The 26,836-nt window shown below is 70.0% G+C and carries 23 protein-coding genes; 11 read left to right on the plus strand and 12 right to left on the minus strand.

Annotation, left to right across the window (positions count from 1 at the left end; translation table 11 throughout):
- Window positions 1-298 precede the first annotated feature (298 nt).
- Both J2847_RS02825 and J2847_RS02830 read right to left on the minus strand, forming a co-directional pair.
- Window positions 299-856 (minus strand): 1,2-dihydroxy-3-keto-5-methylthiopentene dioxygenase, encoded by a 558-nt coding sequence (locus J2847_RS02825; protein ID WP_209776860.1) that lies wholly within the window; start codon window positions 854-856, stop codon window positions 299-301.
- Between the two features lie 121 nt (window positions 857-977).
- The gene (locus J2847_RS02830) at window positions 978-2,180 is read right to left on the minus strand and encodes an MFS transporter (protein WP_325169314.1); all 1,203 of its coding nucleotides are present in this window, start codon (window positions 2,178-2,180) and stop codon (window positions 978-980) included.
- Between the two features lie 221 nt (window positions 2,181-2,401).
- On the opposite strand from J2847_RS02830, the gene serS reads away from it, so the two are divergent.
- Genes serS through J2847_RS02850 form a run of 4 tightly spaced genes read left to right on the plus strand, consistent with a single transcriptional unit; the run spans window position 2,402 to window position 6,457 of the window.
- Entirely contained in the window at window positions 2,402-3,667 is a 1,266-nt protein-coding gene (serS, locus tag J2847_RS02835; RefSeq protein ID WP_209776863.1) for a serine--tRNA ligase, read from the plus strand.
- Window positions 3,667-4,452: a 5'/3'-nucleotidase SurE gene (gene surE, locus J2847_RS02840; RefSeq protein WP_209776865.1), complete on the plus strand. Its 786-nt coding sequence runs from the start codon at window positions 3,667-3,669 to the stop codon at window positions 4,450-4,452. Before serS ends, surE begins: the two co-directional genes overlap by 1 nt.
- Window positions 4,449-5,105, plus strand: a complete 657-nt coding sequence (locus J2847_RS02845; RefSeq protein ID WP_209776866.1) for a protein-L-isoaspartate(D-aspartate) O-methyltransferase — start codon at window positions 4,449-4,451, stop codon at window positions 5,103-5,105. The genes surE and J2847_RS02845 overlap by 4 nt, the downstream gene beginning before the upstream one ends.
- Window positions 5,102-6,457: a LysM peptidoglycan-binding domain-containing M23 family metallopeptidase gene (locus J2847_RS02850; protein WP_211114590.1), complete on the plus strand. Its 1,356-nt coding sequence runs from the start codon at window positions 5,102-5,104 to the stop codon at window positions 6,455-6,457. The genes J2847_RS02845 and J2847_RS02850 overlap by 4 nt, the downstream gene beginning before the upstream one ends.
- Here the strand turns inward: J2847_RS02850 and J2847_RS02855 are convergent.
- Window positions 6,414-7,271, minus strand: a complete 858-nt coding sequence (locus J2847_RS02855) for an ATP-binding protein (RefSeq protein WP_209776868.1) — start codon at window positions 7,269-7,271, stop codon at window positions 6,414-6,416. The genes J2847_RS02850 and J2847_RS02855 overlap by 44 nt on opposite strands.
- A gap of 224 nt (window positions 7,272-7,495) precedes the next feature.
- Here J2847_RS02855 and yajC point away from each other — a divergent pair, with 224 nt between their 5' ends.
- The 4 genes from yajC to J2847_RS02875 all read left to right on the plus strand — a co-directional run bounded on the left by yajC (window position 7,496) and on the right by J2847_RS02875 (window position 11,041).
- On the plus strand, window positions 7,496-7,921 hold the full coding sequence (yajC, locus tag J2847_RS02860; RefSeq protein WP_085556790.1) for a preprotein translocase subunit YajC: 426 nt from the start codon (window positions 7,496-7,498) through the stop codon (window positions 7,919-7,921).
- A gap of 157 nt (window positions 7,922-8,078) precedes the next feature.
- A complete protein-coding gene (gene secD / locus J2847_RS02865; protein ID WP_209776869.1) occupies window positions 8,079-9,677 on the plus strand; it encodes a protein translocase subunit SecD in 1,599 nt (532 codons plus the stop codon).
- Between the two features lie 11 nt (window positions 9,678-9,688).
- Window positions 9,689-10,639 (plus strand): protein translocase subunit SecF, encoded by a 951-nt coding sequence (gene secF / locus J2847_RS02870; protein WP_209776871.1) that lies wholly within the window; start codon window positions 9,689-9,691, stop codon window positions 10,637-10,639.
- Window positions 10,640-10,663: 24 nt separating this feature from the next.
- On the plus strand, window positions 10,664-11,041 hold the full coding sequence (locus J2847_RS02875) for an Mth938-like domain-containing protein (protein WP_209776873.1): 378 nt from the start codon (window positions 10,664-10,666) through the stop codon (window positions 11,039-11,041).
- Between the two features lie 97 nt (window positions 11,042-11,138).
- On the opposite strand, the gene J2847_RS02880 is transcribed toward J2847_RS02875, so the two are convergent.
- The 4 genes from J2847_RS02880 to hpnC all read right to left on the minus strand — a co-directional run bounded on the left by J2847_RS02880 (window position 11,139) and on the right by hpnC (window position 14,951).
- Window positions 11,139-11,732: a superoxide dismutase gene (locus J2847_RS02880; RefSeq protein WP_143268458.1), complete on the minus strand. Its 594-nt coding sequence runs from the start codon at window positions 11,730-11,732 to the stop codon at window positions 11,139-11,141.
- 132 nt (window positions 11,733-11,864) lie between these two features.
- Window positions 11,865-13,130, minus strand: a complete 1,266-nt coding sequence (hpnE, locus tag J2847_RS02885; protein ID WP_325169315.1) for a hydroxysqualene dehydroxylase HpnE — start codon at window positions 13,128-13,130, stop codon at window positions 11,865-11,867.
- Window positions 13,127-14,020 (minus strand): presqualene diphosphate synthase HpnD, encoded by an 894-nt coding sequence (gene hpnD / locus J2847_RS02890; protein ID WP_209776874.1) that lies wholly within the window; start codon window positions 14,018-14,020, stop codon window positions 13,127-13,129. Before hpnD ends, hpnE begins: the two co-directional genes overlap by 4 nt.
- A 46-nt stretch (window positions 14,021-14,066) precedes the next feature.
- Window positions 14,067-14,951, minus strand: coding sequence for a squalene synthase HpnC (gene hpnC, locus J2847_RS02895; RefSeq protein WP_209776876.1), 885 nt, complete (start codon window positions 14,949-14,951; stop codon window positions 14,067-14,069).
- A gap of 123 nt (window positions 14,952-15,074) precedes the next feature.
- Between hpnC and J2847_RS02900 the strand changes: the two genes are divergently transcribed.
- Window positions 15,075-15,929 carry a phytoene/squalene synthase family protein gene (locus J2847_RS02900; RefSeq protein ID WP_209776877.1) on the plus strand — a complete coding sequence of 285 codons (855 nt, stop codon included), beginning with the start codon at window positions 15,075-15,077 and terminating at the stop codon, window positions 15,927-15,929.
- Between the two features lie 12 nt (window positions 15,930-15,941).
- Here the strand turns inward: J2847_RS02900 and trmFO are convergent, their stop codons facing one another.
- The 5 genes from trmFO to J2847_RS02925 form a co-directional block, all read right to left on the minus strand.
- The gene (trmFO, locus tag J2847_RS02905) at window positions 15,942-17,285 is read right to left on the minus strand and encodes a methylenetetrahydrofolate--tRNA-(uracil(54)-C(5))-methyltransferase (FADH(2)-oxidizing) TrmFO (RefSeq protein WP_209776879.1); all 1,344 of its coding nucleotides are present in this window, start codon (window positions 17,283-17,285) and stop codon (window positions 15,942-15,944) included.
- A 156-nt stretch (window positions 17,286-17,441) separates the two neighbouring features.
- On the minus strand, window positions 17,442-17,672 hold the full coding sequence (locus J2847_RS02910; protein ID WP_085556780.1) for a hypothetical protein: 231 nt from the start codon (window positions 17,670-17,672) through the stop codon (window positions 17,442-17,444).
- Window positions 17,673-17,734: 62 nt separating this feature from the next.
- Window positions 17,735-20,587 carry an excinuclease ABC subunit UvrA gene (gene uvrA / locus J2847_RS02915; protein ID WP_209776881.1) on the minus strand — a complete coding sequence of 951 codons (2,853 nt, stop codon included), beginning with the start codon at window positions 20,585-20,587 and terminating at the stop codon, window positions 17,735-17,737.
- Window positions 20,588-20,785: 198 nt separating this feature from the next.
- On the minus strand, window positions 20,786-22,363 hold the full coding sequence (locus J2847_RS02920; RefSeq protein WP_211114591.1) for a CYTH and CHAD domain-containing protein: 1,578 nt from the start codon (window positions 22,361-22,363) through the stop codon (window positions 20,786-20,788).
- A gap of 67 nt (window positions 22,364-22,430) precedes the next feature.
- Window positions 22,431-22,949, minus strand: a complete 519-nt coding sequence (locus tag J2847_RS02925; RefSeq protein WP_085556777.1) for a SixA phosphatase family protein — start codon at window positions 22,947-22,949, stop codon at window positions 22,431-22,433.
- Between the two features lie 127 nt (window positions 22,950-23,076).
- Between J2847_RS02925 and J2847_RS02930 the strand changes: the two genes are divergently transcribed.
- Window positions 23,077-25,224: an RNA degradosome polyphosphate kinase gene (locus J2847_RS02930; RefSeq protein ID WP_209776882.1), complete on the plus strand. Its 2,148-nt coding sequence runs from the start codon at window positions 23,077-23,079 to the stop codon at window positions 25,222-25,224.
- A 25-nt stretch (window positions 25,225-25,249) separates the two neighbouring features.
- The gene (gene ppx / locus J2847_RS02935; protein WP_209776884.1) at window positions 25,250-26,797 is read left to right on the plus strand and encodes an exopolyphosphatase; all 1,548 of its coding nucleotides are present in this window, start codon (window positions 25,250-25,252) and stop codon (window positions 26,795-26,797) included.
- Window positions 26,798-26,836: the final 39 nt, after the last annotated feature.

Raw genomic sequence — 26,836 nt, forward strand, 5'->3', positions numbered from 1 at the left:
AACGTTTGAAACACCGTGGAACGTTTTTCCGGCCCCGTTCCATGGTCCATGGTCCGGCGACCCATGCGCCGCATGGGGAGGGGGAGGAAGGGCGCGGGGGAGGGCGGCACGGCGGGGCTCCATGGGTGGCGAGTGGCCGGCGCCCATGTTATAGGAAAAACAACCCATCAGTGGGGTTGTCGGGAAAACCTCGTTCCATGGGGATTCTGGTGGGCACATGTCCCGGCGTGCCGCGAAATCCCCCTTTCCCCCCGGAGAGGGAATAAAGGCCGGCTTCACGGGGAGGCATGAGCGGTGCCTAGACCGCCTCCGGCCCCGCATAGGCCGGGAAGCGCGCGGCGATGGGATCGCCGGTCGGTTCCGCGACCCAGCCGTCGGGGCGGGTGAAGAAGCGGATCGCGGTGAAATGCGGGTCCGCCCCCATGTCGAACCAGTGGGGGGTTCCCGCCGGCACGCTCAGCAGGTCGCCGGCCTCGCAGACAAGGCGCAGCACGCGCGGCCGCAGATGCAGGTAGAAGGCCCCGCTGCCCTCCACGAAGAAGCGGGCCTCGTCCTCGGTGTGGGTGTGCTCGTCGAGGAACTTCGCCCGCAGCGCGGCGGCGTCGGGCACGCCGCGCGGCACGCGGGCCACGTCGACCGACCGGTAGCCCCGCGCCTCCTTCAGCCGCGCGATGGGGGCGGCGTAGGCCGCAAGCACGGCGTCGCTGCCGGCATCCGTGGGAAGGGGGTGTTCCGCCGGCCAGCGTTCGAACAGAACCCCCGCCATGGCGAGATGGCCGGCCAGCACGGTCGGGTCGCCGGTGGCGAGTTCGGGCCGCACCGGGTCGTGCTCGTGATAGACGGTCAGGTGGGTCATGGCGCTCAGGTCCGCTGTTCCGGCCTGGTTCCCCAGCCCTCGGGCAAACCCTGTTCCCGGCAAGCGGAGACGGCAATCCTTTTCGTGGCCCCGCGACCCTTCGCCGCTCGGCACCGGCCCCTCAGCGCCGCGCCGCCAGCAGAAGCCGGCCGGCGACCAGGGCGGCCACCGCCAGCAGCAGCGCGATGAAGGCGGCGACCCCCGTCCAGCCGAAATCGTGCCAGAACAGCCCGCCCAGCGTCCCGGCCAGGGTCGAGCCCATGTAGTAGCAGAACAGGTAGATCGACGACGCCTGTCCCCGGTTGACCGTGGCGCGCTGGCCGATCCAGGCCGACACGGTGGAATGGGCGCCGAAGAAGGCGAAGGTGAACAGCGCGATGCCGGGTGCTATGAACCACAGGCTGTCCGGCTCCATCAGCGCCAGCCCGATCAGCATCAGCAGCACCGCCGCCGCCAGCGTGCGGGCGTTGCCATGGGTCCCGGCCAGCCGCCCGAACAGCGGCGAGCTGACCACGCCGAAGCTGTAGACCAGGAAGATCGCGCCGACCACCGCCGGGCGCAGCGCGAAGGGCTCATCGGCCAGCCGGAAGCCGACATAATTGAAGACGGTGACGAAGCTTCCCATCAGCAGGAAGCCCAGCGAGAACAGCCCGAGCAGCCCGCCGTCGCCGAGCAGCCCGCGCCACGCCTTGACCAGTTCACGCAAGCCGGCCGGGCGCCGGTGGAAATGACGCGACGGCGGCAGCCCCGCCCAGACGGTCACGGCCGCCGCGATGCCGATCGCGCCGACGACGCCGACCGCCAGCCTCCAGGTCCCGAGATCGCTGACCACGGCGGTCAGCACCCGGCCCGACATGCCGCCGACCGCGGTGCCGCCGATGTAGAGCCCCATCGCCACGCCGGCCGATTTCGGATCGACCTCCTCGGAGACGTAGGCCATGGCGACGGCGGGAAGCCCGCTCAGCGCCACGCCCTCCAGCGCGCGGACGATCAGGAAGCCGTGCCAGTCCGGCACCAGCGCCCCGACGATCCCCAGCAGCCCGACCGCCAGCAGGGAAGCGACCATGATCGGCTTGCGCCCGATCCCGTCCGAGACGACACCGGCCACCAGCAGCATCCCGGCCAGCAGGCCGGTGGTCAGCGACAGCGACAGGCTCGATTCCGCCGGGGTGACGCCGAACTCGCGCACGAAGTCGGGAAGCAGGGGCTGCACGCAATAGAGCGTGGCGAAGGTGGAGAAGCCGGCCACGAAGAGGATGCGGCTTGCCAGCCGGTAGGCGGCGCTTCCCGCCGTCAGGTAGCCCGGTTCGTCTCCGTCGCGCACCGCTGGTCCTCTCATTGCGTCTCCGCACTCATGTTGCGGTGCGGCATGATGCAGATTGACCCGCCGGCAGGCCGCTTGTCCAAGGCGGTCTCGGCGTGTCCGCCATGACGGCAGCGCACGTCCCTGGCTGGCCCGGCCGGTATCTTTCCGGCCTCGCACTGGACCTTCGGCAAGGCGCGCCGTATAAACAGCCTCCCTATCATTCGAAATCCGTTCGAGCCATGCACGATCTTCGCGCCATCCGTGAGAATCCCGAAGCCTTCGACCGCGGCCTCGGCCGCCGGGGATTGGCGGCGCTGTCGTCGTCCGTGCTCGACCTGGACGGCCGCCGCCGCTCCGCGCAGACCCAGATGCAGGAGATGCAGGCCCGCCGCAACGAGGCGGCCAAGGAGATCGGCGTCGCCAAGCGCGAGGGCCGCGACGCCCAGCCCATCCTCGACGAGATGGCCCAGCTCAAGGAGCGGCTGCCGCAGGTCGAGGAGGAGGAGCGCCGCCTCGGCGCCGAGCTCGACACGCTGCTCGCCGGCATCCCCAACCTTCCGGCCGACGAGGTGCCGGACGGCCCCGACGAGACCGCCAACGTCGAGATCCGCCGCTGGGGCACCCCGCCCGACATCGCCAACCCCAAGCAGCATTACGAGCTGGGCGAGGCGCTCGGCCTGATGGATTTCGAGAGCGCCGTCCGCATGTCCGGCGCCCGCTTCACCGTGCTGAAGGGCGGGCTCGCCCGGCTGGAGCGCGCGCTCGCCGACTTCATGCTCGACATCCACACCGGCGAGCACGGCTACACCGAGATCGCCCCGCCGCTGATGGTGCGCGACAACGCCCTGTTCGGCACCGGCCAGCTGCCGAAGTTCGAGGAGGACCTGTTCAAGGCCGGCGACCATTACCTGATCCCGACCTCGGAAGTGCCGCTGACCAACCTCGTCAACGACCAGATCGTCGCGACGGAGGAACTGCCGCTGCGCTACACCGCGCTGACCCCCTGCTTCCGCGCCGAGGCCGGATCGGCCGGGCGCGACACGCGCGGCATGATCCGCCAGCACCAGTTCTGGAAGGTCGAGATGGTCGGCATCGCCACGCCGGAGCAGTCGGAGGAGGAGCACCAGCGGATGACCCGCTGCGCCGAGACCGTGCTGGAGCGGCTGGGCCTCGCCTACCGCACCATCGTGCTGTGCACCGGCGACATGGGCTTTTCCTCGCGCAAGACCTATGACGTCGAGGTGTGGCTGCCCGGCCAGAACGCCTACCGCGAGATCTCCAGCGTCTCCAATTGCGGCGATTTCCAGGCGCGACGGATGAAGGCCCGTTGCAGAGCCAAGGGGGAGAAGCAAACTCAATTCCTTCACACCCTGAACGGGTCGGGTGTGGCGGTCGGGCGCTGCCTGATCGCGGTGCTGGAGAACTACCAGCAACCCGATGGTTCGATCCTGATTCCCGAAGCCCTCCGGCCCTACATGCGCGGAGCGGAAAGGATTACCGCCTGATGTTCGATCTGCCGCTCGACCTGTCCCGGACCCGCATTCTCGTCACCAACGACGACGGCATCCACGCCCACGGGCTGAAGGTGCTGGAGGCGATCGCCCGCTCCCTGTCCGACGACGTCTGGGTGGTCGCGCCGGAGATGGAGCAGTCGGCCGCCAGCCATTCGCTGACCATCAACCGGCCGCTGCGCCTGCGCACGCTCGGCGAACGCCGCTTCACCGTCGACGGCACGCCGACCGACTGCGTGCTGCTGGCGGTCAACCACGTGATGAAGGATTCGCGCCCGACGCTGGTGCTGTCCGGCGTCAACCAGGGCTCCAACATCGGCGAGGACGTGACCTACTCCGGCACCATCGCCGCCGCGATGGAGGCGACGCTGCTCGGCGTCCCCGCCATCGCCATGAGCCAGCATTACGAGCCGGGCCAGCCGATCGACTGGTCGGCGGCCGAGACCCACGGCGCCGAGGTGGTGCGCAAGGCGGTCACGGTGGCCTGGCCGAAGAACGTGCTGCTGAACGTGAACTTCCCGGCCCGCCCGGCCGCCGAGGTCTCCGGCATCCAGGTGGTCCGCCACGGCAAGCGCAAGATCGGCGACGAGCTGTTCGAGCGGGTCGATCCGCGCGGCAAGCCCTACATCTGGATCGGCACCCTGCGCGGCGAGGCCGACGCCACCCCGGACACCGACATCCACGTCGTTCTGCACGACGGCGGCATCTCGGTGACGCCGGTCTATCTCGACCTCACCCACACCCCCACCTTGCAGACGCTGAGGCAGGCCTTCGTGTGACGATCGACGCGCGCAAGATCCGTTTGCTGATGGCGTTGCGCCAGTCCGGCGTGACCGACACCAAGGTGTTGGCCGCCATCGAACGGGTCCCGCGCGAGGTCTTCGTCCCCGACGCCTTCCAGGACCAGGCCTGGGAGAACACCGCCCTGCCGATCGAGCTCGGCCAGACGATCAGCCAGCCGCTGGTCGTCGGGCTGATGACCCAGGCGCTGGAGCTGCACCCCCGCCATCTGGTGCTGGAGGTCGGCACCGGGTCGGGCTACCAGGCGGCGGTGCTGGCGCGGCTGTGCCGCCGCGTTTTCACCATCGAACGGCTGAAACCGCTGCTGGGCGAGGCGGAAAGGCGTTTCCGGGCGCTCGGGATCGACAACATCACCACGCGGCTCGGCGACGGAACGCGCGGCTGGCCGGAGCAGGCGCCGTTCCTGCGCGTATTGGTCACGGCCGCCGGCGGGCCGGAGCCGCCAAAAGACTTGACGGATCAGCTCGCCGTTGGTGGTGTCATGCTCATTCCGCTGGGCGACGGCTACCACGATCAGAAGGTGGTCCGCTTCCGGCGCACCGAAGCTGGTCTTATCCGGGAGGACCTGTGGCCCGTCCGTTTCGTTCCGCTGCTGTCCGACCCGCCGCAACAGGTCCGTTCCGCATCATGACGCCCGCCGCTCCGTCCGTCCCCCCGTCCGCGCGCCGGGGCGGCCTCGCCGCGCGCCTCGCCGCCGCCTCGCTCGCCCTGCTGGCGCTGGCGGCCTGCGAGCGGATCGGCGGCCTGGCCCCCTTCACCGACATGATGGGGGGAACGCCGGAATCCGCCGGGGGGGCCATCACGGTGCAGAAGGGCGACAACGCCTACATGCTGTCCCGGCGCTACAACGTGCCGCTGCGCGACCTGATCGAGATCAACCGCCTGACGCCGCCCTACAAGCTGGAGGTCGGGCAACGGCTGACCCTGCCGGCCGCCCGGCAGTACATCGTGCAGAAGGGCGACACGCTCTATGGCATCTCCCGCATGCACAATGTGGACGTCAGCGAGCTGACCACCCTCAACAACCTGTCGCCGCCCTACGCGGTGCAGGCCGGCCAGCCGCTCCGCCTGCCGGGCGCCGGGCAACGGCCGTCCTCCGGGCCGGTCGTGCTGGCCGACGCCGGGACCGTTCCCGCCGCTTCGCCGGGCGCCGCCGATGGGGCGCCGCGCGCCGGTCGCGGCTCGATCCAGGCGGCCGAGCTGCCGGCGCCGTCCGCTCCCCCGTCCGGCTCTCCCCCCTCCGGCTCTCCGGGGGGCGGCGCCACCGCGTCGCCGCCGTCCGCCGTGAAGCCGGGCGGTCCCGCCGCCGCCGCGTCCGGAGAGCCGGAGGTCGCCTATCAGCCGGGACAGGCCCCGGTCTCGCTGCGCCCACCCGGCTCGAAACCCGGCGTGACGGCCGAGCCGGCTCCCGCCGCGGAGGCCCCGGCGGCGGTCGCCGCCTCGCCGCTGCCGCCCAGCCTTCCGGCCGGCCGCACCGCCGCGCCGGCGCCGACCGAGGTCGCCGCCGCGCCGCCCAAGCCGGAACCGAAAGCCGAGGTCGCCGCGCCGCCGCCGCGCGGCTCGGCGCGCTTCCTGTGGCCGGTGAAGGGCAAGCTGATCTCCGGCTACGGCCCCAAGCCGGACGGGCTGCACAACGACGGGCTGAACATCGCCGCCGGCAAGGGCACGGCGGTGGTCGCCGCCGACAACGGCGTCGTCGCCTACGCCGGCAACGAGCTGCGCGGCTTCGGCAACCTGCTGCTGCTGAAGCACGCCGACGGCTGGATCACCGCCTACGCCCACCTCGACCGCATCGACGTGGAGCGCGGCGCCACGGTGAAGCGCGGGCAGACGGTGGGCCGGGTCGGCCAGACCGGCGCCGTCAGCAGCCCGCAGCTCCATTTCGAGCTTCGCAAGGGCAGCCAGGCGGTCGATCCGACCGATCAGATGGACCGCCGGCCTATCGAAGGGGCTTTCCGAGACGGCCCGCCAGGTCCTGGATGAACTGCCACGCGACGCGGCCCGAGCGGCTGCCGCGCGTGACCGACCATTCCACCGCCTCGGCGCGGAGCTGATCCAGCGGGATCTCCAGGCCGAAGTGGCGGACGTAGCCCTCGATCATCGCGAAGTAGGTGTCCTGGTCGCAGTTGTGGAAGCCGAGCCACAGGCCGAAGCGGTCGGACAGCGACACCTTCTCCTCGACCGCCTCGCCCGGGTTGATGGCGGTCGAGCGCTCGTTGTCGATCATCTCGCGCGGCATCAGGTGGCGGCGGTTCGAGGTCGCGTAGAACACGACATTCTCCGGCCGCCCCTCGATGCCGCCGTCGAGCACCGCCTTCAGCGACTTGTAGTGCGCGTCGTCATGGTCGAAGGACAGGTCGTCGCAGAACAGGATGAAGCGCCGCTTCTCGCCCTTCAGCTTCGTCAGCAGGCGGGGCAGGGTGGGGATGTCCTCGCGGTGGATTTCCACCAGAACCAGTTCGCCGGGACGCTCCTGGCACAGCAGCGCGTGGACCGACTTGACCAGCGAACTCTTGCCGGTGCCGCGCGCGCCCCACAGCAGGGCGTTGTTGGCGGGATAGCCGGCGGCGAAGCGGCGGGTGTTCTCCAGCAGGGTGTCGCGCTGCCGCTCGACGCCCTGGAGCAGGACGATGTCGACCCGGTTGACGGCGGGCACCGGCTCCAGCCGGTCCGGCTCGGTGTGCCAGACGAAGGCGTCGGCCGCCGTCAGGTCGAGCGGCACGGAGGCCGGCGGGGCCAGACGCTCCAGCGCGTCGGCGATGCGGGTCAGCAACGGTAGCAGGGAATCGGAAGACATCGTTTTCCAGGCACCTTTTCACAAAATTTCATGGAAACCGGCGGTCGGCGCAGCCATCTTTCCGACGCGATCGCACGGTATCACAGCAATGCGTGCGCACAAGCAACCGCCATTCCCCGGTTTTCGCCGCATCACCGTTGCATCCGGGGCATGGGCGGCTATAGTCGCGGCGTCCCGGCGGTCCGCCGAACCCGCGCCGGGACCAAACCAAAAGGAGCTCCCTGATGTTCGTTTCGACGGCTTATGCACAGACCGCGGCGCCGGCTGGCGGCAGCGACATGCTCGTGCAATTCCTGCCGCTGATTCTGATCTTCGTCGTCTTCTACTTCCTGCTGATCCGCCCCCAGCAGAAGAAGATGAAGGAGCACAAGGCGATGCTGGGCAACATCCGCCGCGGCGACCGCGTCGTGACCGGCGGCGGCATCATCGGCACCGTGACCAAGGTCGGCGCCGACGACGAGCTGACCGTCGAGATCGCCGAGAACGTCCGCGTCCGCTGCGTCCGCTCCACGGTCAACCTCGTGCTGGCCAAGACCGAGCCGGCCGGCAAGGGCGGCGACGGCGCCACCCCGGCCGCCGCCGAGGGCGAGGCCAAGCCCGCCGAGACCCCGGCCGCCGGCGGCATCGGCAAGCTGTTCGGCCGCAAGTAAGACCAAGCATCGCGCGGCGGCTCCCGCATCGTCACCGACCCGTCATCCCCGCAAAGGCGGGGATGGCGGTCTGCGAAGGGTCTGTTGCGTGAGGTTTGGAAGGCCAGCACAAGCGAAACCGGCGAGCGCCGGTCGTCGAATCGGATTCGAGTGACGCATGCTGTATTTTTCGCGTTGGAAGATTTACACGATCGTGGCGATCTGCGTCGCCGGCTTCGTCATGATGCTGCCGAACTTCCTCGGCCGTGACACGCTGGCGCACCTGCCCGGCTGGTACGCCCACAGCAAGGTGTCGCTGGGTCTCGACCTGCGCGGCGGCTCGCATCTGCTGCTCGAGGTTGACATGGGCGCGGTCATCCGCGACCGCGTCGAGGGGCTGGTGGACGGGGCGCGGCAGCAGCTGCGCACCGCCAACGTCGGCTACACCGCGATCAACCCCGGCGAGCGCGCCGTGACCGTCCAGCTCCGCGACCCGGCCCAGGCCGACGAGGCGGTGAAGGCTCTGCGCGGCCTCGCCAGCCCGGTCGGCGGCACGGCGCTCGGCGGCGGCCAGCCGGACCTGACGGTGAGCGCCGACGGCAACACGGTGACGGCCCAGCTGAGCGAGGTCGCCCTGCGCGACCGCGCGACCCAGGCCATCGAGCAGTCGATCGAGATCGTCCGCCGCCGCATCGACGAGACCGGCGTGAACGAGCCGACCATCGCCCGCCAGGGCAACGACCGCATCCTGGTCCAGCTTCCCGGCGTCGAGGATCCCGACCGCGTGAAGCGGCTGCTCGGCACCACGGCGAAGATGACCTTCCGTCTGGTCGACACCAACGCCGACCCCTCCACCGGCCGCGCCCCTCCGGGCTCCGAGATCCTGCCGTCGGCCGAGGGCGAGCGGTTCCAGACCACCTACGTCATCCGCAAGAAGGTCGAGGTCGACGGCGCCACGCTGAAGAACGCGTCGGCCTCGACCAATTCGCAGACCGGCGAGTGGGTGGTGAACTTCGAGTTCAACAGCGCCGGGGCCAACCGCTTCGCCGAGATCACCAAGGCGAACGTCGGCCGTCCCTTCGCCATCGTGCTCGACAACAAGGTCATCAGCGCGCCGGTCATCCGCGAGCCGATCACCGGCGGGCGCGGCCAGATCAGTGGCAACTTCTCCGCCGCCACCGCCAACGACCTCGCCGTTCTGCTGCGCGCCGGCGCCCTGCCGGCGCCGCTGAAGGTGATCGAGGAACGCACGGTCGGGCCCGACCTCGGCGCCGATTCCATCCGCGCCGGCCTGACCGCCGTGCTGGTCGGCTTCGTCATGGTCTGCATCTACATGATCGCGTCCTACGGGCTGTTCGGCTCCTTCGCCTGCTTCGCCCTGCTGGTCAACCTCGTGCTGACGCTGGCGGCGCTGTCGATGCTCCAGGCGACGCTGACGCTGCCCGGCATCGCCGGCGTGCTGCTGTCGCTCGGCCTCGCGGTGGACGCCAACATCCTGATCAACGAGCGCATCCGCGAGGAGACGAGGAAGGGCCGGGGCGTCTTCGCCTCGATGGAGGCCGGCTTCAGCCGCGCCTACAGCACCATCGTCGATTCGAACCTGACGACGGCGCTCAAGATGGCCTTGCTGTTCATCTTCGGCACCGGCGCCATCAAGGGCTTCGCCGTCACCATCACCTTCGGCATCATGATCTCCATGTTCACCGCGACGGTGCTGGTGCGCCTGATGATGGTGACGTGGCTGCGCCGCACGCGGCCCGCCGCGCTGCCGGTTTGAGAGGACGATCCATGTTCCACCTCCGCCTCGTCCCCGACGACACCAAGATCCCGTTCATGAACGGCCGGTTCGCCGGCCTGCTCACCTCGGCGTTCCTGTCCATCGCCTCGATCGTCCTGTTCTTCCATCCGGGGCTGAACTACGGCATCGACTTCCAGGGCGGCATCGTCATCGAGGCCCGCACCCCGCAGGCCCCCGACTTCGCCTCGCTCCGCCATTCGCTGGGCGAGCTGGGCATGGGGCAGGTGGCCCTGCAGGAGTTCGGATCGCCCCAGGACGTGCTGATCCGCCTGGAGCGCCAGCCGGGCGACGACGCCGCCCAGCTGGTGGCCGCCGACAAGGTCCGCGCCTCGCTGGCCCAGATCCTGCCGGGCACCCAGGTCCGCCGCGTCGAGGCGGTCGGCGCCTCGGTCAGCTCTGAGCTGTTCGCCAACGGCATGCTGGCGATGGGCCTCGCCATGGTGGCGATGCTGATCTACATCTGGTTCCGCTTCGAATGGCAGTTCGGCCTGGGCGCCGTGGTGACGCTGCTGCTCGACATCACCAAGATCATCGGCTTCTACGCCATCACCGGCATGCAGTTCAACCTGACGGCGATCGCGGCGATCCTGACGATCATGGGCTACTCGATCAACGACAAGGTCGTGGTCTATGACCGGATGCGCGAGAATCTGCGCATCTACAAGAAGATGCCGCTGCGCGACCTGATCGACCTGTCGATCAACGAGACGCTGAACCGCACCGTCGGCACCTCGATGTGCACCTTCCTGTCGGTCATCCCGCTGGCGCTGTTCGGCGGCGAGGCGTTGCAGGATTTCGGAATCGTGCTGCTGCTCGGCGTGTTCATCGCGACCACCTCGTCGATCTTCATCGCCGCCCCCATCTTGCTGTTCCTGGGCGAGAACCGCCTGCGCCGCGGCGCGCCGGAGGCGGCCGCCTCCAACGCGGCGACGACGCCGTAACGGCAAGAGAAGCGGGTTTTCGATATGGCCGACATCACGCCGATCATTCCGTCCGACCGTCAGGTCATCGACGGCTATGGCGAGGGGCAGTTCTGCGTGTCGGGGCAGTGGCGCGTCGGGGCGGTCATCGTGCTGCCCGACCGCACGCTGCCCTGGACCGCCACCGACGCGGCCGCGCTGACCGCCGCCGACTTCGCGGCGGTGCGCGAGGCGGAACCGAAGGTGGAGCTGCTGCTGCTCGGCACCGGCCCGACCATGAAGCTGGTTTCCAAGGCGCTCCGCCAGGAACTGCGCGAGGCCGGCATCGTGGTGGAGTTCATGGACAGCGGTGCCGCCTGCCGCACCTACAACGTGCTGCTGGCCGAGGGCCGGCGGGTGGCGGCGGCGCTGCTGCCGGTCTGACCGGTCCCGTGTCCATCCTGTCCAAAACGACGAAGGCGCCCCCGACCGGAGGCGCCTTCGCGTTTTTCAGCGCGACCTCGCGGTCAGGCTGTCGGGATCAGGCCGCGAGCTGCTCGGCGGCGAAGTCCCAGTTCGCGAGGTTGTCGATGACGGCCTTCACGAAGTCGGCGCGGCGGTTCTGGAAGTCGACGTAGTAGGCGTGCTCCCACACGTCGATGGTGAACAGCGGCTTCTGGCCGTGGGCCAGCGGGGTGTCGGCGTTGCCGGTCTTGCCGACCTTCAGCTTGCCGCCTTCCTCGTACAGCCACGCCCAGCCCGAGCCGAACTGGGTCAGGGCGGCCTGGGTCAGCTCTTCCTTGAACTTCTCGACGCTGCCGAAATCGGCGACCAGACGGGCCTCCAGGGCGGCCGGGATGGTGCCGCCGTCCTTCTTCAGGCACTGCCAGAAGAAGGTGTGGTTCCACACCTGGGCGGCGTTGTTGAAGATGCCGACCTTCGAGGCGTCGCCGGCCGAGGCCTTGATGACCTCCTCCAGGCTGGCGTTGGCCAGCGGGCTGTCCTTGGTCAGGTTGTTCAGGTTGGTGACGTAGGTCTGGTGGTGCTTGTCGTGGTGCAGATGCAGGGTCTGCGACGAGATGTACGGCTCCAGAGCGTCGTACGCGTAGGGGAGCGGCGGAAGTTCGAACGCCATCTTGAATACCCTCTCTCTTTTTTGGATGCACTTCCGAGCTTGGCTTTGCGGGCCTGGCCCATCCACCCGTCCAGATAGGCCGACGGCGCGGCAAAGTGAAGGCTGGAATGGCTCCAGACTGAGAGAAAGAGGCTAGGGCTTGGCGAGAAGCAGCGCCGCCGCCCGGTCGCCGGAGCGCACCGCGGCCTCCAGGGTGGCTGGAAGCCCTGTGTCCGTCCAGTCTCCGGCCAGGGCGAGGTTGCTCCAGCGGGTGCGGGCCGGCGGACGGCGCCGCACCGAGTCGGGCGCCTGATCGGGGGTCGCCCGGCGCTCCTTGACCACCCGGAAGGGGCGAATCGGGACATCGAGTCGCAGGGCCGCCGCGACGTCGCTCCACAGGCGGGCCGCGATGGCGTCGGCCGGTTGGTCGGCCAGGGCGTCGGCGTCGCTGACAGTGACCGACAGCACGTCGCCGCGCGCGAACAGCCATTCCGCCCGCCCGCCGACCAGCGCGAGAAAGGGGGAGCCGCCCGGCAGGCTCACCGGCCCGTCGAAGCGGTAATGGACGTTGACGATGGCCGGGCCGGGCGGCGGCACGGACAGCTCCGGCACCAGCCGCCCGGCCACCCAGGCCGGCGTCGCGAGGATGACGGAATCCATGCTCCCGAGGCCGAAACCGGAGCCTGCGATGGACAGCCCGGCCACCCGGCCGCCGTCGAAACGCAGGCCGTCCACGCGCGCGCCGAACCGGACGTCACCACCGAGCGCCGCCAGACGGCGCAGGGCCGGATCGACGAAGGCGGCGGACAGCCCCTGCGCGGCGATCACCGGCCGGCAGGCCGCCTCGCCGCGAAGCAGGGTTTCCCGCATCACCGCGCCGAACAGGCGGGCCGACACCCGCGCGGTCGGGCCGTTCATCGCCGACACCGCCAGCGGAGCCCACAGCCGCCCGTGCAACAGGCCGTTCGGAGGCAGCACCGCGTCCAGCGCCGCCGCCGGGCCGGCCAGCACGGCGCGCAGGGCGGCGAGATACTGCCAGGGACGGCTTCCCGGCACCCGCCGCGCCTCGTCGAACAGCCACAGCCCGCCGGGTCGCAGGGTCCAGGCGGCGCCGTCGCGCAGATCGAGGAAGGGAAAGGCGGCCGGGCGCAGCGCGCTCAGCGCGCCGGCCGCCCCGATCCGGCGCGCGTAATCCAGCAGCGCCCGGTTGCCGCCGAGGACCATGTGGCTGCCGTTGTCGAGCGTCCGGTCGAGCGTGGCGTCGTGGAAGGATCGGCAGCGCCCACCCGCCTGGGGAGCCTGCTCGTGCAGGACGACGCGTCGCCCCGCCTCGGCCAGACGGAGGGCGGCCGACAGGCCGGCGAGCCCGGCGCCGATCACATGCACCGTTCCGGCGATGGGAGAGGGTGGAATGGTCACGCGGCGGGCGGCACGCCGATCAGGCAGCGCAGGGCCACCCAGGCGCTTTCGCGCCGGCCGAGCCGGATGCGGACCGCCGGATCGCTCCAGCCCCGCGCCCGCAGGCGCCGCAGCAGCCGGTGGTAGAGAACCATCATGGCGATGGCCGCCCACAGCGAGCCGCGCGCCGTCCCCGCGATGGCCGCCCGCGCCTCGGCGAAGCGGGTCTCCGCCAGCTCGGCCAGCGCCTCGCAGGCCCGGGGCAGTCCGGGATGGGCCAGCGCCTCGTCCGGCACGTCCGTGTCGACCCCGGCGGCATCCAGCAGTTCGCGCGGCAGGTAGAGGCGGCCGAGCGCCGCGTCCTCGGCGAGGTCGCGCAGGATGTTGGTCAGTTGGAGCGCCTCGCCGAGCGCCAGGGCGAAGGCCTCGGTCGCCGGGTCGGCCCGGTGGAAGACGCGGATCGCCAGCATGCCGACGGCCCCGGCGACGCGGCGGCAGTAGAGGCGCAGGGTGGGCAGGCCGGGCGCCCGCAGCCCGTCCCCGGCTTCGCCGCCGACATCCATCGCCATGCCGTCGATCACCGCCTCGAACTCGGCGCGGGGCAGGCCGTAGCGGTCGATGGCCCCCTTCAGCGCGGCGGACAACGGGCTGGTCGGGGCGTCGCCGGAGTAGAGGCCGCGAATCGTCCGCCGCCAGGAATCCAGCGCCTCGCGCTTTTCCGCCGGATCGCCCGGCTCGTCGGCGATGTCGTCGACGCGGCGGCAGAAGGCGTAGATGGCGAACATCGCCGCGCGCTTGGACGCCGGCAGCAGCCGCATCGGCCAATAGAAGCTGCTTCCCGACCGCTCCGCCACCGCCGAGGGCGTGTCGGTGGACGGGGGCGGAGACGAATCGGACAGCGGAGGCGTCATGCGGATCTTCCCGGGCCGGGCGTTCGGACGAACGCGGCCCGGAAGTTTAGGAGGCGGAGAAGCTTCGCGCCAGCCCCCGCGCCACGGCGACCAGCTTGTGGTGCGTGCCGAGCATCACCCGCGCCTTCATCGGGTCGCGGGCCTTCAGCCGCTGCGACAGCGCCTGTGCGAGGCTGAGGATGACCGACGCCTCCATCCGCAGGCCGCGATGCTGGATCAGGCCGGGCAGAGGGGCGGCGCGCTCCAGCAGGCGGTCGGTGTGCTCCAGCGCCTGGTCGAAGATGGCGCGCAGGCGGGGGTCGCTCTCATGCTCCACCAGCCGCTCGACGCTGACGCCGGCCTCCTCGAACCAGGTCAGCGGGATGTAGCAGCGACCGAGCTGCGACCAGTCCTCGCGGGCGTCCTGAAGATGGTTCAGCACCTGGAGCGCCGAGCACAGCGCGTCGGACGCCGGGCCGGCGGCCACCCCCTCGCCGTGCAGCTCCAGCAGGTAGCGCCCGACCGGGTTGGCCGAGAAGCGGCAGTAGAGCAGCAGGTCGCTCCAGCTGTGGCAGCGGGCGCCGACGGCGTCGCGGCGGAAGGCGCGCAGCACCTGCCGGGCGTGGCGGTCGCTGACGCCGGTCTCCTTCAGGCTCTCGCGCAGGTCGAGCGCCGGCTTCAGGTAGGCGTGCTTGGCCTGCCCCGAGGTCAGGGCGCGCTCCAGCGCCTCCAGGTAGGCCAGCTTGGTCTCCGGCTCCAGATCCATGTCGTCGGCGATGTCGTCGGCCAGCCGCAGGAAGCGGTAGAAGGCGATGACGTGCGGCCGCAGATGCTTGGGCAGCAGGCGCGACGCGACGGGGAAGTTCTCCGTGCTCTCGTCCTTGCGGGCGATCGGGCTCGGCTTGCGGGGTTTCGCCGGGGCGGTGTTGAAATCCGTGTTGAAATCCGTCATGGGGCCCTGCCTGCTGCGCGTCGGGACTGGCGGTGCGATCGAGTGTGCTTCATATAGGCGTGGACTCAAGCTTTGACCGCCGCCTCACCGCGATCCACCCCTCTTTTTCCATCCGGGTTTCACATGGCGAAGACGACCACCGACCTGTCTTATTGCGGACGGGAGGTCCGGAAGTATGACAACGATCACTTTCTGGCAGGTCTCTTCGCCCCGGCGGACCGGCGCGAAGCCCTGTTCGCGTTGCACGCCTTCAATCTGGAGATCGCCAAGACCCGCGAGGTGGTCAGCGAGCCGATCATGGGGCAGATGCGGCTTCAATTCTGGCGCGACGGCATCGAAGCTGTCTATGGGGACGGACCCGTACCCCGTCACGCGGTGATGGATCCGCTGGCGGAAGCGGCGCGGAGCCTGGGGCTGAGCCGCGCCCTGTTCGACCGGCTGATCGACGCGCGCGAGGCCGATCTGGACGACACGCCGCCGGCCGACCTGACCTGTCTGGTGAATTACGCGGAGGTCACGGGCGCGCCGCTGGTCCAGCTGGCGCTGGAGATCCTGGGCGTGCGCGACGAGGCGGCGATGGCCGCCGGACGCCATGTCGGCATCGCCTACGCCCTGGCCGGCATCCTGCGCGCCGTGCCCTTCCTGGCGCGCCAGCACCGGCAGCTGCTGCCCGCCGACCTGATGGCGCGGCACGGGGCGCGATCGCACGACCTGTTCGAGCTGCGCTCCACGCCGGAGCTGCGGCCGGTGGTGGGCGACGTCGCGCTGGTGGCGCGCAAGCATCTGGGCGAGGCGCGCAAGCTGCGGCGTTCGGTGCCGCGCGCCGCCGTGCCGGCGCTGCTGCCGGCGGTGCTGGCCGAGCTGCATCTCGGCGTTCTCGCGCGGGAGGGCAACGACCCCTTCGCCCCGCGCGTGCTGCTGCCCAACCCGTTCCGCCAGTTGCGGCTGGGCTGGGCGGCGCTGCGCGGGGCGTATTGACCGCTTCGGCGGTCAGGCGGCCAGCCACCCGTCCAGATCCGCCAGCGCGCGGCGGGTGTAGGCCAGCTTGCGGTCGCGCCCGCGGATCTTCTCGTCCACCGGCGGGAACAGGCCGAAGTTGACGTTCATCGGCTGGAAGGTCTCGGCCTCCGCGCCGCCGGTGATGTGGCCGAGGATGGCGCCCAGCGCGGTCGTGACCGGCGGGTTGACGATGGTCTGGCCCAGACGTTCGGCCGAGGCGAAGCGGCCGGCGAGCAGGCCGACGGCCGCGCTCTCGACATAACCCTCGCAGCCCGTCACCTGACCGGCGAAGCGCAGGCGCGGCTGTGCCTTCAGGCGCAGGGCGCCGTCGAGCAGGCGCGGGCTGTTCAGGAAGGTGTTGCGGTGCAGGCCGCCCAGCCGCGCGAACTCGGCCTTCTCCAGGCCGGGGATCATGCGGAAGATGCGCGTCTGCTCGGCGTGGCGCAGCTTGGTCTGGAAGCCGACGAGGTTGTAGAGGGTGCCCAGCGCGTTGTCCTGGCGAAGCTGGACCACGGCGTAGGGGCGGCGTTCCGGCTTGTGCGGGTTGGTCAGGCCGACCGGCTTCATCGGGCCGTAGCGCAGCGTGTCGACGCCGCGCTCCGCCATCACCTCGATGGGCAGGCAGCCCTCGAAATAGGGGGTGTTCTTCTCCCATTCCTTGAAGTCGGTCTTCTCGCCGGCGATCAGCGCGTCGATGAAGGCGCGGTACTCGTCCTTCTCGAAGGCGCAGTTGATGTAGTCCTTGCCGGTGCCGCCGGGGCCGGGCTTGTCGTAGCGCGACTGGAACCACGCCTTCGACAGGTCGACGCTCTCCAGATAGACGATGGGGGCGATGGCGTCGAAGAAGGCCAGCGACTCCTCGCCGGTGAAGGCGCGGATCGCCTCGGCCAGCGGCGGGGAGGTCAGCGGGCCGGTGGCGACGATGACGCTGTCCCATTCCTCGGGCGGCAGGCCGGCGACCTCGCCGCGCTCGACGGTGATGAGGGGATGGCTGGTGATCGCCTCGGTCACGGCGCCGGCGAAGCCGTCGCGGTCCATGGCGAGCGCCCCGCCGGCCGGCACCTTGTGGGCGTCGGCGCAGCGCAGGATCAGCGAGCCGCAGCGCCGCATCTCCTCGTGCAGCAGGCCGACCGCGTTGTATTCGGCGTCGTCGGAGCGGAAGGAGTTGGAGCAGACCAGTTCCGCCAGCTTGTCGGTGTCGTGGGCGTCGGTCTTGCGGACGGGCCGCATCTCGTGCAGGACCACGGGCACGCCGCGCGAGGCGAGCTGCCACGCGGCCTCGGATCCGGCGAGACCGCCGCCGATGACATGGACGGGGCGAAGGGTGTCGGTCATGAAGGCGTTCCAGACGAAAGCTGTTGGGGCACGGGACTGCGGGTGATTCGCCGGCAATCTAGGCGGTCCGGTCCGAAAGGGACAGCCCCCAAAAGCATCGCGGCCGGCGCCTTGCGGTGCCGGCCGTCTGCATGAACAGCGCTGGTGATGCGCCCCTCACTCCGTCTTGGTCGTCGTGCGGCGCTCGACGGTGGTCGAGGACGGGGCCGGGGTCACGACGGTGGCCGAACCCGACGGGGCCGGGGTGACGACCGTGCTCGACCCGTAGTTCGGGGTCGTGGTGGTGGTCGTCGTCGTGCTGGTGCTGCTGCCGTCGGACCCACAGGCGGCCAGCAGGAGGGCGGCGCCCATGGCGGCGCCGACACCGGTCAGAAGCGTCCTGGTCATTCCTCGTCTCCTCAGTTTCAGAGCGGACAATGACCGGGAAACACCGCCGAGCCTCCGTTTGTTCACGCCCTCTTTCGCGACTTGGGCTTCGCCTTCAGGTAGGGGGCGAGATACCGGCCGGTGTAGCTGCGCTTGACCTTCGCCACATCCTCCGGCGTGCCCTCCGCGACGATCTCGCCGCCGCCGGTGCCGCCCTCCGGCCCGAGGTCGATGATCCAGTCGGCGGTCTTGATGACCTCCAGATTGTGCTCGATCACCAGCACCGTGTTGCCCTGGTCGACCAGCGCGTGGAGCACCTCCATCAGCTTCTCGACGTCGGCGAAGTGCAGGCCGGTGGTCGGCTCGTCGAGGATGTAGAGGGTGCGGCCGGTGGCGCGGCGGCTGAGTTCCTTGGACAGCTTGACGCGCTGCGCCTCGCCGCCCGACAGGGTCGTCGCCGCCTGCCCGATGTGGATGTAGCCGAGCCCCACCCGCTCCAGCGTGTCGAGCTTGTCGCGGATGCCGGGGACCGCCTTGAAGAACTCCTTGCCCTCCTCGACCGTCATGTCGAGCACGTCGGCGATGGTCTTGTCGCGGTAGGTGACCTCCAGGGTCTCGCGGTTGTAGCGCTTGCCGTGGCAGACGTCGCAGGTCACGTAGACGTCGGGCAGGAAGTGCATCTCGATCTTGATGACGCCGTCGCCCTGGCAGGCCTCGCAGCGCCCGCCCTTGACGTTGAAGGAGAAGCGGCCAGGGCCGTAGCCGCGCGCCTTGGCCTCCGGCAGCCCGGCGAACCAGTCGCGCATCGGCGTGAAGGCGCCGGTGTAGGTCGCCGGGTTCGAGCGGGGGGTGCGACCGATCGGCGACTGGTCGATGTCGATGACCTTGTCGAGATGCTCCAGCCCCAGCACGGTGTCGTGCTCGGCCGGGTGCTCGCGGGCGCCCATCAGCTTGCGGGCGACCGCCTTGTAGAGCGTCTCGATGATGAGCGTGGACTTGCCGCCGCCCGACACGCCGGTCACGCAGGTGAAGGTGCCGAGCGGGATCTTCGTCGAGACGTTCCTCAGGTTGTTGGCGCGCGCGCCGGTCACCTCCAGGAACTGGCCGGGATGGCCGGGCCGGCGCTCGTCGGGGATGGGGACGAAGCGGGTGCCGTTGAGGAACTGGGCGGTGACGCTGTTGGGGTTCTTCTGAACCTCCTCCGGCGTGCCCTGGGCGATGACGTTGCCGCCGTGCTGACCGGCGCCGGGGCCCATGTCGACCAGATAGTCGGCGCTGCGGATGGCGTCCTCGTCATGCTCGACGACGACGACGGTGTTGCCGATGTCGCGCAGGCGCTTCAGCGTCTCCAGCAGACGGTCGTTGTCGCGCTGGTGCAGGCCGATCGACGGCTCGTCCAGCACGTAGAGAACGCCGGTCAGGCCGGATCCGATCTGCGAGGCCAGCCGGATGCGCTGGCTCTCGCCGCCCGACAGGGTGCCGGAGCCGCGGCTGAGCGTGAGGTATTCCAGCCCGACCGCGTTGAGGAAACCCAGCCGCTCGTTGATCTCCTTGAGGATGCGATAGGCAATCTCGCGGTCCTTCGGGCGCAGATGCTCGTTCAGCCCGCCGAACCACGCCGCCGCGTCGGAGATCGACATTTCCGCCGCCTGCGAGATGTGGCGGCCGTTCACCTTGACGGCCAGCGCCTCCGGCTTCAGCCGGGCGCCCTTGCAGACCTCGCAGGGCTGCGAGGACTGATACTTCGACAGCTCGTCGCGCATCCAGGCGCTCTCGGTCTCCCGATAGCGGCGCTCCAGGTTGGTGACGATGCCCTCGAACGGCTTGTTGGTCTGGTAGCTGCGCAAGCCATCGTTGTAGGTCATGGTGATGGCGGTGCCGCCCGACCCGTAAAGGATGGTCTGGCGGACCGTTTCCGGCAGTTCCTCCCAGGGCGTGCCCATCGAGACGTTGAAGTGCTGGGCGATGCTCTCCAGCGTCTGGTCGTAGTATTTGGAGGTCGAGCCGGCCCAGGGGGCGATGGCGCCCTTGCCGAGCGTCAGCCGCTCGTCGGGGACGACCAGCATCGGGTCGAAATAGATCTTGCTGCCCAGACCCTCGCAGGCCGGGCAGGAGCCGAACGGGTTGTTGAAGGAGAACAGGCGCGGCTCGATCTCCGGAATCGTGAAGCCGGACACCGGGCAGGCGAACTTCTGCGAGAAGACGGTCTGCTCGTTGGTCTCGGCGTTCTCGACCCAGACGATGCCCTCGGCCAGCCCCAGCGCGGTCTCCAGCGAATCGGCCAGCCGGTTGCCCAGCCCCTCGCGCACCACGATGCGGTCGACCACCACCTCGATGTCGTGCTTCAGCTTCTTGTTGAGCGTCGGCACCTCGTCGATCTCGTGCATGGTGCCGTCGACGCGGACGCGCTGGAAGCCGCGCTTGCGGAGATCCTGGATCTCCTTCTTGTACTCGCCCTTGCGGCCGCGCACGAAGGGGGCCAGCAGCAGCAGGCGCGTGCCCTCCGGCATCGCCATGATGCGGTCGACCATCTGGCTGACCGTCTGGCTTTCGATCGGCAGGCCGGTGGCCGGCGAGTAGGGAATGCCGACGCGCGCCCACAGCAGGCGCATGTAGTCGTAGATCTCGGTCACCGTGCCGACGGTGGAGCGCGGGTTCTTCGACGTCGTCTTCTGCTCGATGGAGATGGCCGGCGACAGCCCCTCGATCGAATCGACGTCGGGCTTCTGCATCAGCTCCAGGAACTGGCGCGCGTAGGCCGACAGGCTCTCGACGTAGCGGCGCTGCCCCTCGGCGTAGATGGTGTCGAAGGCCAGTGACGACTTGCCGGAGCCCGACAGGCCGGTGATGACGATCAGTTCGTCGCGCGGCAGGTCCACATCGACGTTCTTCAGGTTGTGTTCCCGCGCGCCGCGGACGCTGATGTACTTGTTCATGGGTTGTTCTTTTACTCGAAGCCGATCCGGTTGGAAAGCGGCTTCATGCGGGCGGTGAGGGGCCATATGCGCTTTGAAAGCCCCTTTCCCTGAGGGAGAGGGGCTTTCAAAGTGCACACGACCACTCATCAAGGCCCGCTTCGGCCGAGGGACGATATAGGCGCCGCGAATGCCGCGACCAACGGCGCCCCGCGCGGGTCAGGTCCAGAAAACCGGCGTGTCTCGAAAACGTTTCCACAGCTCGGGCAGCGCCTTGCGCCGCTTGTCGGCCTGCCGGTCGATCCAGGCGGCAACCGCCGCCACGGTCCGCGGATCGGCGCCGGGCAGGGCGGCCAGCATCTTGCGGCCGGTCGCCGCGTCGTGGTCGGCGTCGTGGGCCGCCAGCAGCGAATCGAGCGCCGCCAGGAAGGGCAGGGTGGCGGATTCCGGGTAGAGGCCGCGGAAGAACTCGGCGACGTAGCGCAGCGTCCGCAGGCGCCGCCGCAGCTTCTCGCGCTCCTTCGGCTCGTCGGGAAGCTTGGCCGGCTTGCCCAGCTTGGCGAGGCGGGCCGACAGCCAGGGGCCGGCGACGCTGGTGACCGGGGCGTCGAGCGCCGCCCGGCTGTCCTTGTCGGCGTTGGCCAGCCAGCGCCCGTCCTCCAGCCAGGCGGCCAGTCCCAGAACGGTGGTGGTGCCGTGCGGGGCGAGGATGGCGGCGACCGCCTCGCGGGCCGGGCCGGCGCCGGCGCTGCGGGCGGCGGCGGCGAGGATCGGCAGGCCCGGCGGAGCCTTGGGGTTGGCCGACAGCGGGTCGATGACCCCGGTCAGCAGCACGTCCCAGCCGCGCGCCGGGCCGAGCTGCTTGGCCATCGCCCGGCTTTCGGCGACCAGCCGGTCGGCCTCGACCGACCCGATCAGCGGCGCGAACAGCCGGTGGGCGATGCGCAGCCGGCGCAGCGCGACGCGCATGCGGTGCAGCCCCTCGACGTCGCCGCCGGCCAGCGCGCAGGCTTCGTTGGCGAGGAACTGGCGCAGCGCGTGGCGGACGATGTGACGGTAGGCCTCCGCCACCGTGGTGACGGGAGACAGGCCGAGCGGCTCCGAGCCGACCGGCGGCGGCAGGCGCCCGGTGACCAGCCGCAGGCCCAGCTCCGCCTTGCTTTCGGTGCCGATGCGCATCGGCACGGCGCGTTGCAGGCGCAGCGCGAGGTCGAACAGCCGGGCGACGCGGCCTGCCTTCAGCTCCAGCTCGACCTCGCTGATCGGCACGCTGGCGGTGCCGGCGGTGACGCGGCCCTCGTCCACCGCCAGCTCGATGGTGGTCGCCGCGTCGGGGCGGACCAGCACGGCGGTGCGGCGGAACTCGGTGACGAACAGCGGACGCAGGGCGTCGCGCGCGTCGGCGGGGACCAGACCGGCCACCCCCTGCGCCGCCAGCACGGTGAAGTCCGGCGTCTCGCCGGCCACCACCCATTCCCATTCCCGGCGCACCGCGACCGCCGCCGAATCGCCGGGAGTCGCGCTGTTGACGGTCTTCAGCGTCTGGATGAAGCGGTCGCCGTCGCGCCGCACCCGGAAGGCGACCCCGTTGGCGAACAGCCGCAGGTCGGGCGTGTCGAAATAGACGGTGCGCAGATGGCTGACCACCGCCGGCCCGTCGGCCAGTTCGCGGACGGCGGGCAGGGCCGTCACGCGGGCGAGATCCGCCGGGGCGACGTGAAGCTTCAGCTCGACCTCGCGGAAGGCGGTTCCGCCGGGCTGGCTGTTGGCGGCCGTGTCGGGCTTGGCTTGGGGCAAACGGCAAATCCTCCCGGTCCGGTCGTTGGCGGCCGGATCCGTGGATACCCCAAGAGGACGCACCGCGTTAAGAGAGTTTCCGCGGCTGCACAAAATCCGCCAGCCGCCCGGCCCCGAGATCGAGGTCGCGCCAGCGCATCGCCCCGAACACCAGCACGGCGCAGGCGCCGGTCGGGAATTTGTCGGCGAGCGCGTGGCGGTGCTCGGCCGGGCCGTCGCCGGCCAGCTCCTGGGCCAGATCGTGCAGATCCGGGTTGTGGGCCACCAGCATCAGCCCGGTCGCCGAATCCGGCGCGTCGCGCAGCCGCTCCAGCAGGGTGCGGGCGCCGCACAGATAGAGGCCGCGCTCATGCTCCACCGGCGGGAAGGGCACGCCCATGGCGGCCATGACGCGCTTGCGGGTCTCCACGGCGCGAACGGCGGTGGAGCACAGCACCAGATCGACGCGGGCGTGGTGGGCGGCCAGATGGCGGCCGACCAGGGTCGCCGCCTTCTCGCCGCGCGGGGCGAGCGGCCGCTCGTGGTCGCCCAGGCCCGGGGCGTCCCAGGAGGATTTGGCGTGGCGAAGGAGAAACAGGGTCTTCATCGCAAGGGGAGGCTTATCCGAAACAGGAGTCCTGAAACCGTAACGCAGATGGGATAGACTTGTCCGCCATCTTTGCATCCCCTCGCCCGTCCGGGGCGGGGGCGGCTGACGAACCTCAGAGGGTGCCGTGACCAATCTCCAGGATCTCGAAACGGTCTGCATCGAAGCCACCGCGCCGGAGCGCTTCATCAATCGCGAACTGTCGTGGCTGGCCTTCAACCAGCGGGTCCTGGACGAAGCTGAAAATCCGAACCACCCGCTGTTGGAACGGCTGCGTTTCCTGTCGATCTCGGCCAGCAACCTGGACGAGTTCTACATGGTCCGAGTCGCCGGCCTGAAGGGGCAGGTGGCGGCCGGAGTGAAGACTCCCAGCCCGGAAAACCTCACTCCGGCCCAGCAGCTGAGTGCGGTGAAACAGCGCATCGTCGAGCTGATGGCGAGCCAGCAGGCGATGTGGCGCTCGCTGAAGGGCGACCTGCGCGAGGCCAACATCACCGTCGCCGACCCCGACGAACTGACCGAGGGCGAGAAGGACTGGCTGGAGGCCAAGTTCCTCGACGACATCTTCCCGATCCTGACGCCGATCGCCGTCGATCCGGCCCACCCCTTCCCCTTCCTGCCCAACCTGGGCTTCTCGCTGGCGCTCCAGCTGCACGACCCGGTGAAGGGGCGCCACATCGACGCGCTGGTGCCGTTGCCCTCGCAGATCGAGCGCTTCATCCGTCTGCCCGGCTCGGACATCCGCTTCGTCCAGCTGGAGAAGGTGGTGATGCTGTTCATCGACCGCCTGTTCCCTCCGTTCCAGGTCAAGGGCAACGGCGTCTTCCGGGTGCTGCGCGACAGCGAGATCGAGATCGAGGAGGAGGCCGAGGATCTGGTCCGCACCTTCGAGACGGCGCTGAAGCGGCGCCGGCGCGGCAGCGTGATCCGGCTGGAGACCGACAGCGGCATGGCCGCCGACCTGCGCGAGTTCCTGCGGCATGAATTGAACGTCGTCAGCGAGGACGTCTTCAGCCTCGACGGGCTGATCGGCCTGACCGACACCAAGAACCTGATCGTCGACGAGCGGCCGGATCTGGTGTTCCGCCCCTTCAACGCCCGCTTCCCCGAGCGCATCCGCGACTTCGGCGGCGACTGCTTCGCGGCGATCCGCCACAAGGATCTGGTGGTCCACCACCCGTACGAGAGCTTCGACGTGGTGGTGCAGTTCGTCCGGCAGGCGGCGCGCGACCCGCAGGTCGTCGCCATCAAGCAGACGCTCTACCGCACCAGCAAGGACAGCCCGATCGTCGCGGCATTGATCGAGGCGGCCGAGGCCGGCAAGTCGGTGACGGCGCTGGTCGAGCTGAAGGCCCGCTTCGACGAGGAGGCCAACATCCGCTGGGCCCGCGACCTGGAACGCGCCGGCGCCCAGGTGGTCTACGGCTTCGTCGACCTCAAGACCCACGCCAAGGTGTCGATGGTGGTGCGGCGCGAGAAGAAGGCGCTGCGCAGCTACGTGCATTTCGGGACCGGCAACTACCACCCGATCACCGCCAAGATCTACACCGACCTGTCCTTCTTCACCTGCGACCCGGCGCTCTGCCACGACGCGGCGGTGATGTTCAACTTCATGACCGGCTACGCCACGCCGAAGGTGCTGGAGAAGATCGCCATCGCCCCGATCACGCTGCGCCAGCGGCTGGCCGAGCTGATCCAGGCGGAGATGGCCCACGCCGCCGCCGGGCGGCCGGCCGCCATCTGGGTGAAGCTGAACTCGCTGGTCGATCCGACCATCATCGACCAACTCTACAAGGCGTCGCAGGCCGGCGTGCAGATCGACATGGTGATCCGCGGCATCTGCTGCCTGCGGCCGGGCGTACCGGGCCTGTCGGAGAACATCCGGGTGCGCAGCATCGTCGGCCGATTCCTGGAGCATGGCCGGGTGATCTGCTTCGGCAACGGCCACGGGCTGCCCAGCCCGCAGGCCAAGCTGTTCATCTCCTCGGCCGACTGGATGACCCGCAACCTCGACCGCCGCATCGAGACGCTGATCCCCATCGAGAACCCGACCGTGCACGAGCAGGTGCTCGACCAGATCATGGTCGCCAACCTGAAGGACGACGCCAGCAGCTGGAAGCTCGGCCCCGACGGCGTGTACCACCGCATCAAGGCTGGCCCGGACGCCTTCAGCGTCCACAATTACTTCATGACCAACCCCAGCCTGTCGGGCCGGGGAAGCGCCTTGAGCAACAAAAAGACGCCTCCGCGTTTGATGTTGCGTACGGTGTCCTGAGGTTCGGGTGACGGAGTCGACGACGATGGGGATGGACAATCGCACGGTCTCACCGGCCGAAGGCGCCGGCGGGGATTTAGCCCTTGGGAACTCGGGCGGCCGGGTCGCGGTGATCGACATCGGGTCGAACTCGATCCGGCTGGTCGTCTATGACGGGCTGATCCGGTCGCCGCTGGCGCTGTTCAACGAGAAGGTGCTGTGCGGCCTCGGGCGCGGGGTGGAGAAGACCGGCAACCTCAACCCGGACGGCGTTGCCCAGGGGCTCACCGCGCTGGAGCGCTTCGCCCGCCTCGCCGCCGGCATGCGGGTGGCGAGGCTGGACGTGATCGCCACGGCGGCGGTCCGCGACGCCCGCGACGGCGCCGCCTTCGTCGAACGGGTCGAGCGGTCGACCGGCCTGACCGTCCGCGTCATCAGCGGCGAGGAGGAGGCCCGGCTGTCCGCCATGGGCGTGCTGTCCGGCACGCCGGAGGCCGACGGGCTGGTCGGCGACCTCGGCGGCGGCAGCCTGGAGCTGGTCACGCTCGACCGCGGCGCCATCGGCGAGCAGGTGACCCTGCCGCTCGGACCGCTGCGTCTGATGGAAACCGGGGTGACCCGCCAGAACGGGCTGGTCCGGCTGATCGACCAGCATCTGGAATCGCTGCCCTGGCTCGGCAAGGCGAAGGGACGGCCCTTTTACCCGGTGGGCGGAAGCTGGCGCGCCATCGCCAAGCTGCACATGGAGCAGACCAGCCACCCGCTGCACATCATCCACCATTACAGCATGCCGGCCGGCGAGGCGCGGGAGTTCGCGTCCCTGATGGGCCGGCAGAGCCGCTCGTCGCTGGAAAAGCTGTCGGGGTCGCGGCGGCGGCTCGACACGCTGCCCTTCGCGGCGCTGGTGTTCGAACGGCTGCTGCGCGCGGCCCAGCCGTCCAGGGTGGTGTTCTCCGCCTACGGCCTGCGCGAGGGGCATCTCTATTCGCTGCTGACGCCGGAAGGCCGGCGCGTCGATCCGCTGCTGGCCTCGGCCGCGGACTGGGCGCAGCGTTTCGTGCGGATGGGCGACCCGTCGCTGCTGCTGGACTGGACCGCCGGGCTGTTCGCCGGCGAGGACGACAACGCCACCCGGCTGCGCCACGCCGCCTGCCTGCTGAGCGACGTCGGCTGGGCCGAGCATCCCGACTACCGCGCCGAGCACGCCTTTCTGCGCATCCTGCGCTACCCGTTCCCGGCGCTCGACCATGACGAGCGGGCCTTCCTGGCGCTGGCCGCCTACGCCCGCTACGCCGGCACCGTCGATTCGCCGCAGACGCTGGGCGCCCGCTCGCTGCTGAGCGAAGGGCAGGGGCTGAAGGCGCTGGTGCTCGGGCTGGCGCTTCGGCTGGCGCACACGCTGTCGGGCGGCGCCACCGCGCTGCTGGAGCGGACCAGCCTGAAGGTCGTCGGCGAGCGTCTGGTGCTGACCCTGCCCGACGACGGGACCGTGCCGTCGGGCGAGGCGGTGCAGCGCCGTGTCGACGCGCTGGCCAAGGCGCTGAACCGCAAGGGCGACATCGCCCAGCCGATGCGCCCGCAGGCGGCCGAATAGACGATGGCCGAAGAGACGGTGACAGATAGCCGGCGGCCG

This window comes from Azospirillum agricola (assembly GCF_017876095.1).
Lineage (GTDB): Bacteria > Pseudomonadota > Alphaproteobacteria > Azospirillales > Azospirillaceae > Azospirillum > Azospirillum agricola.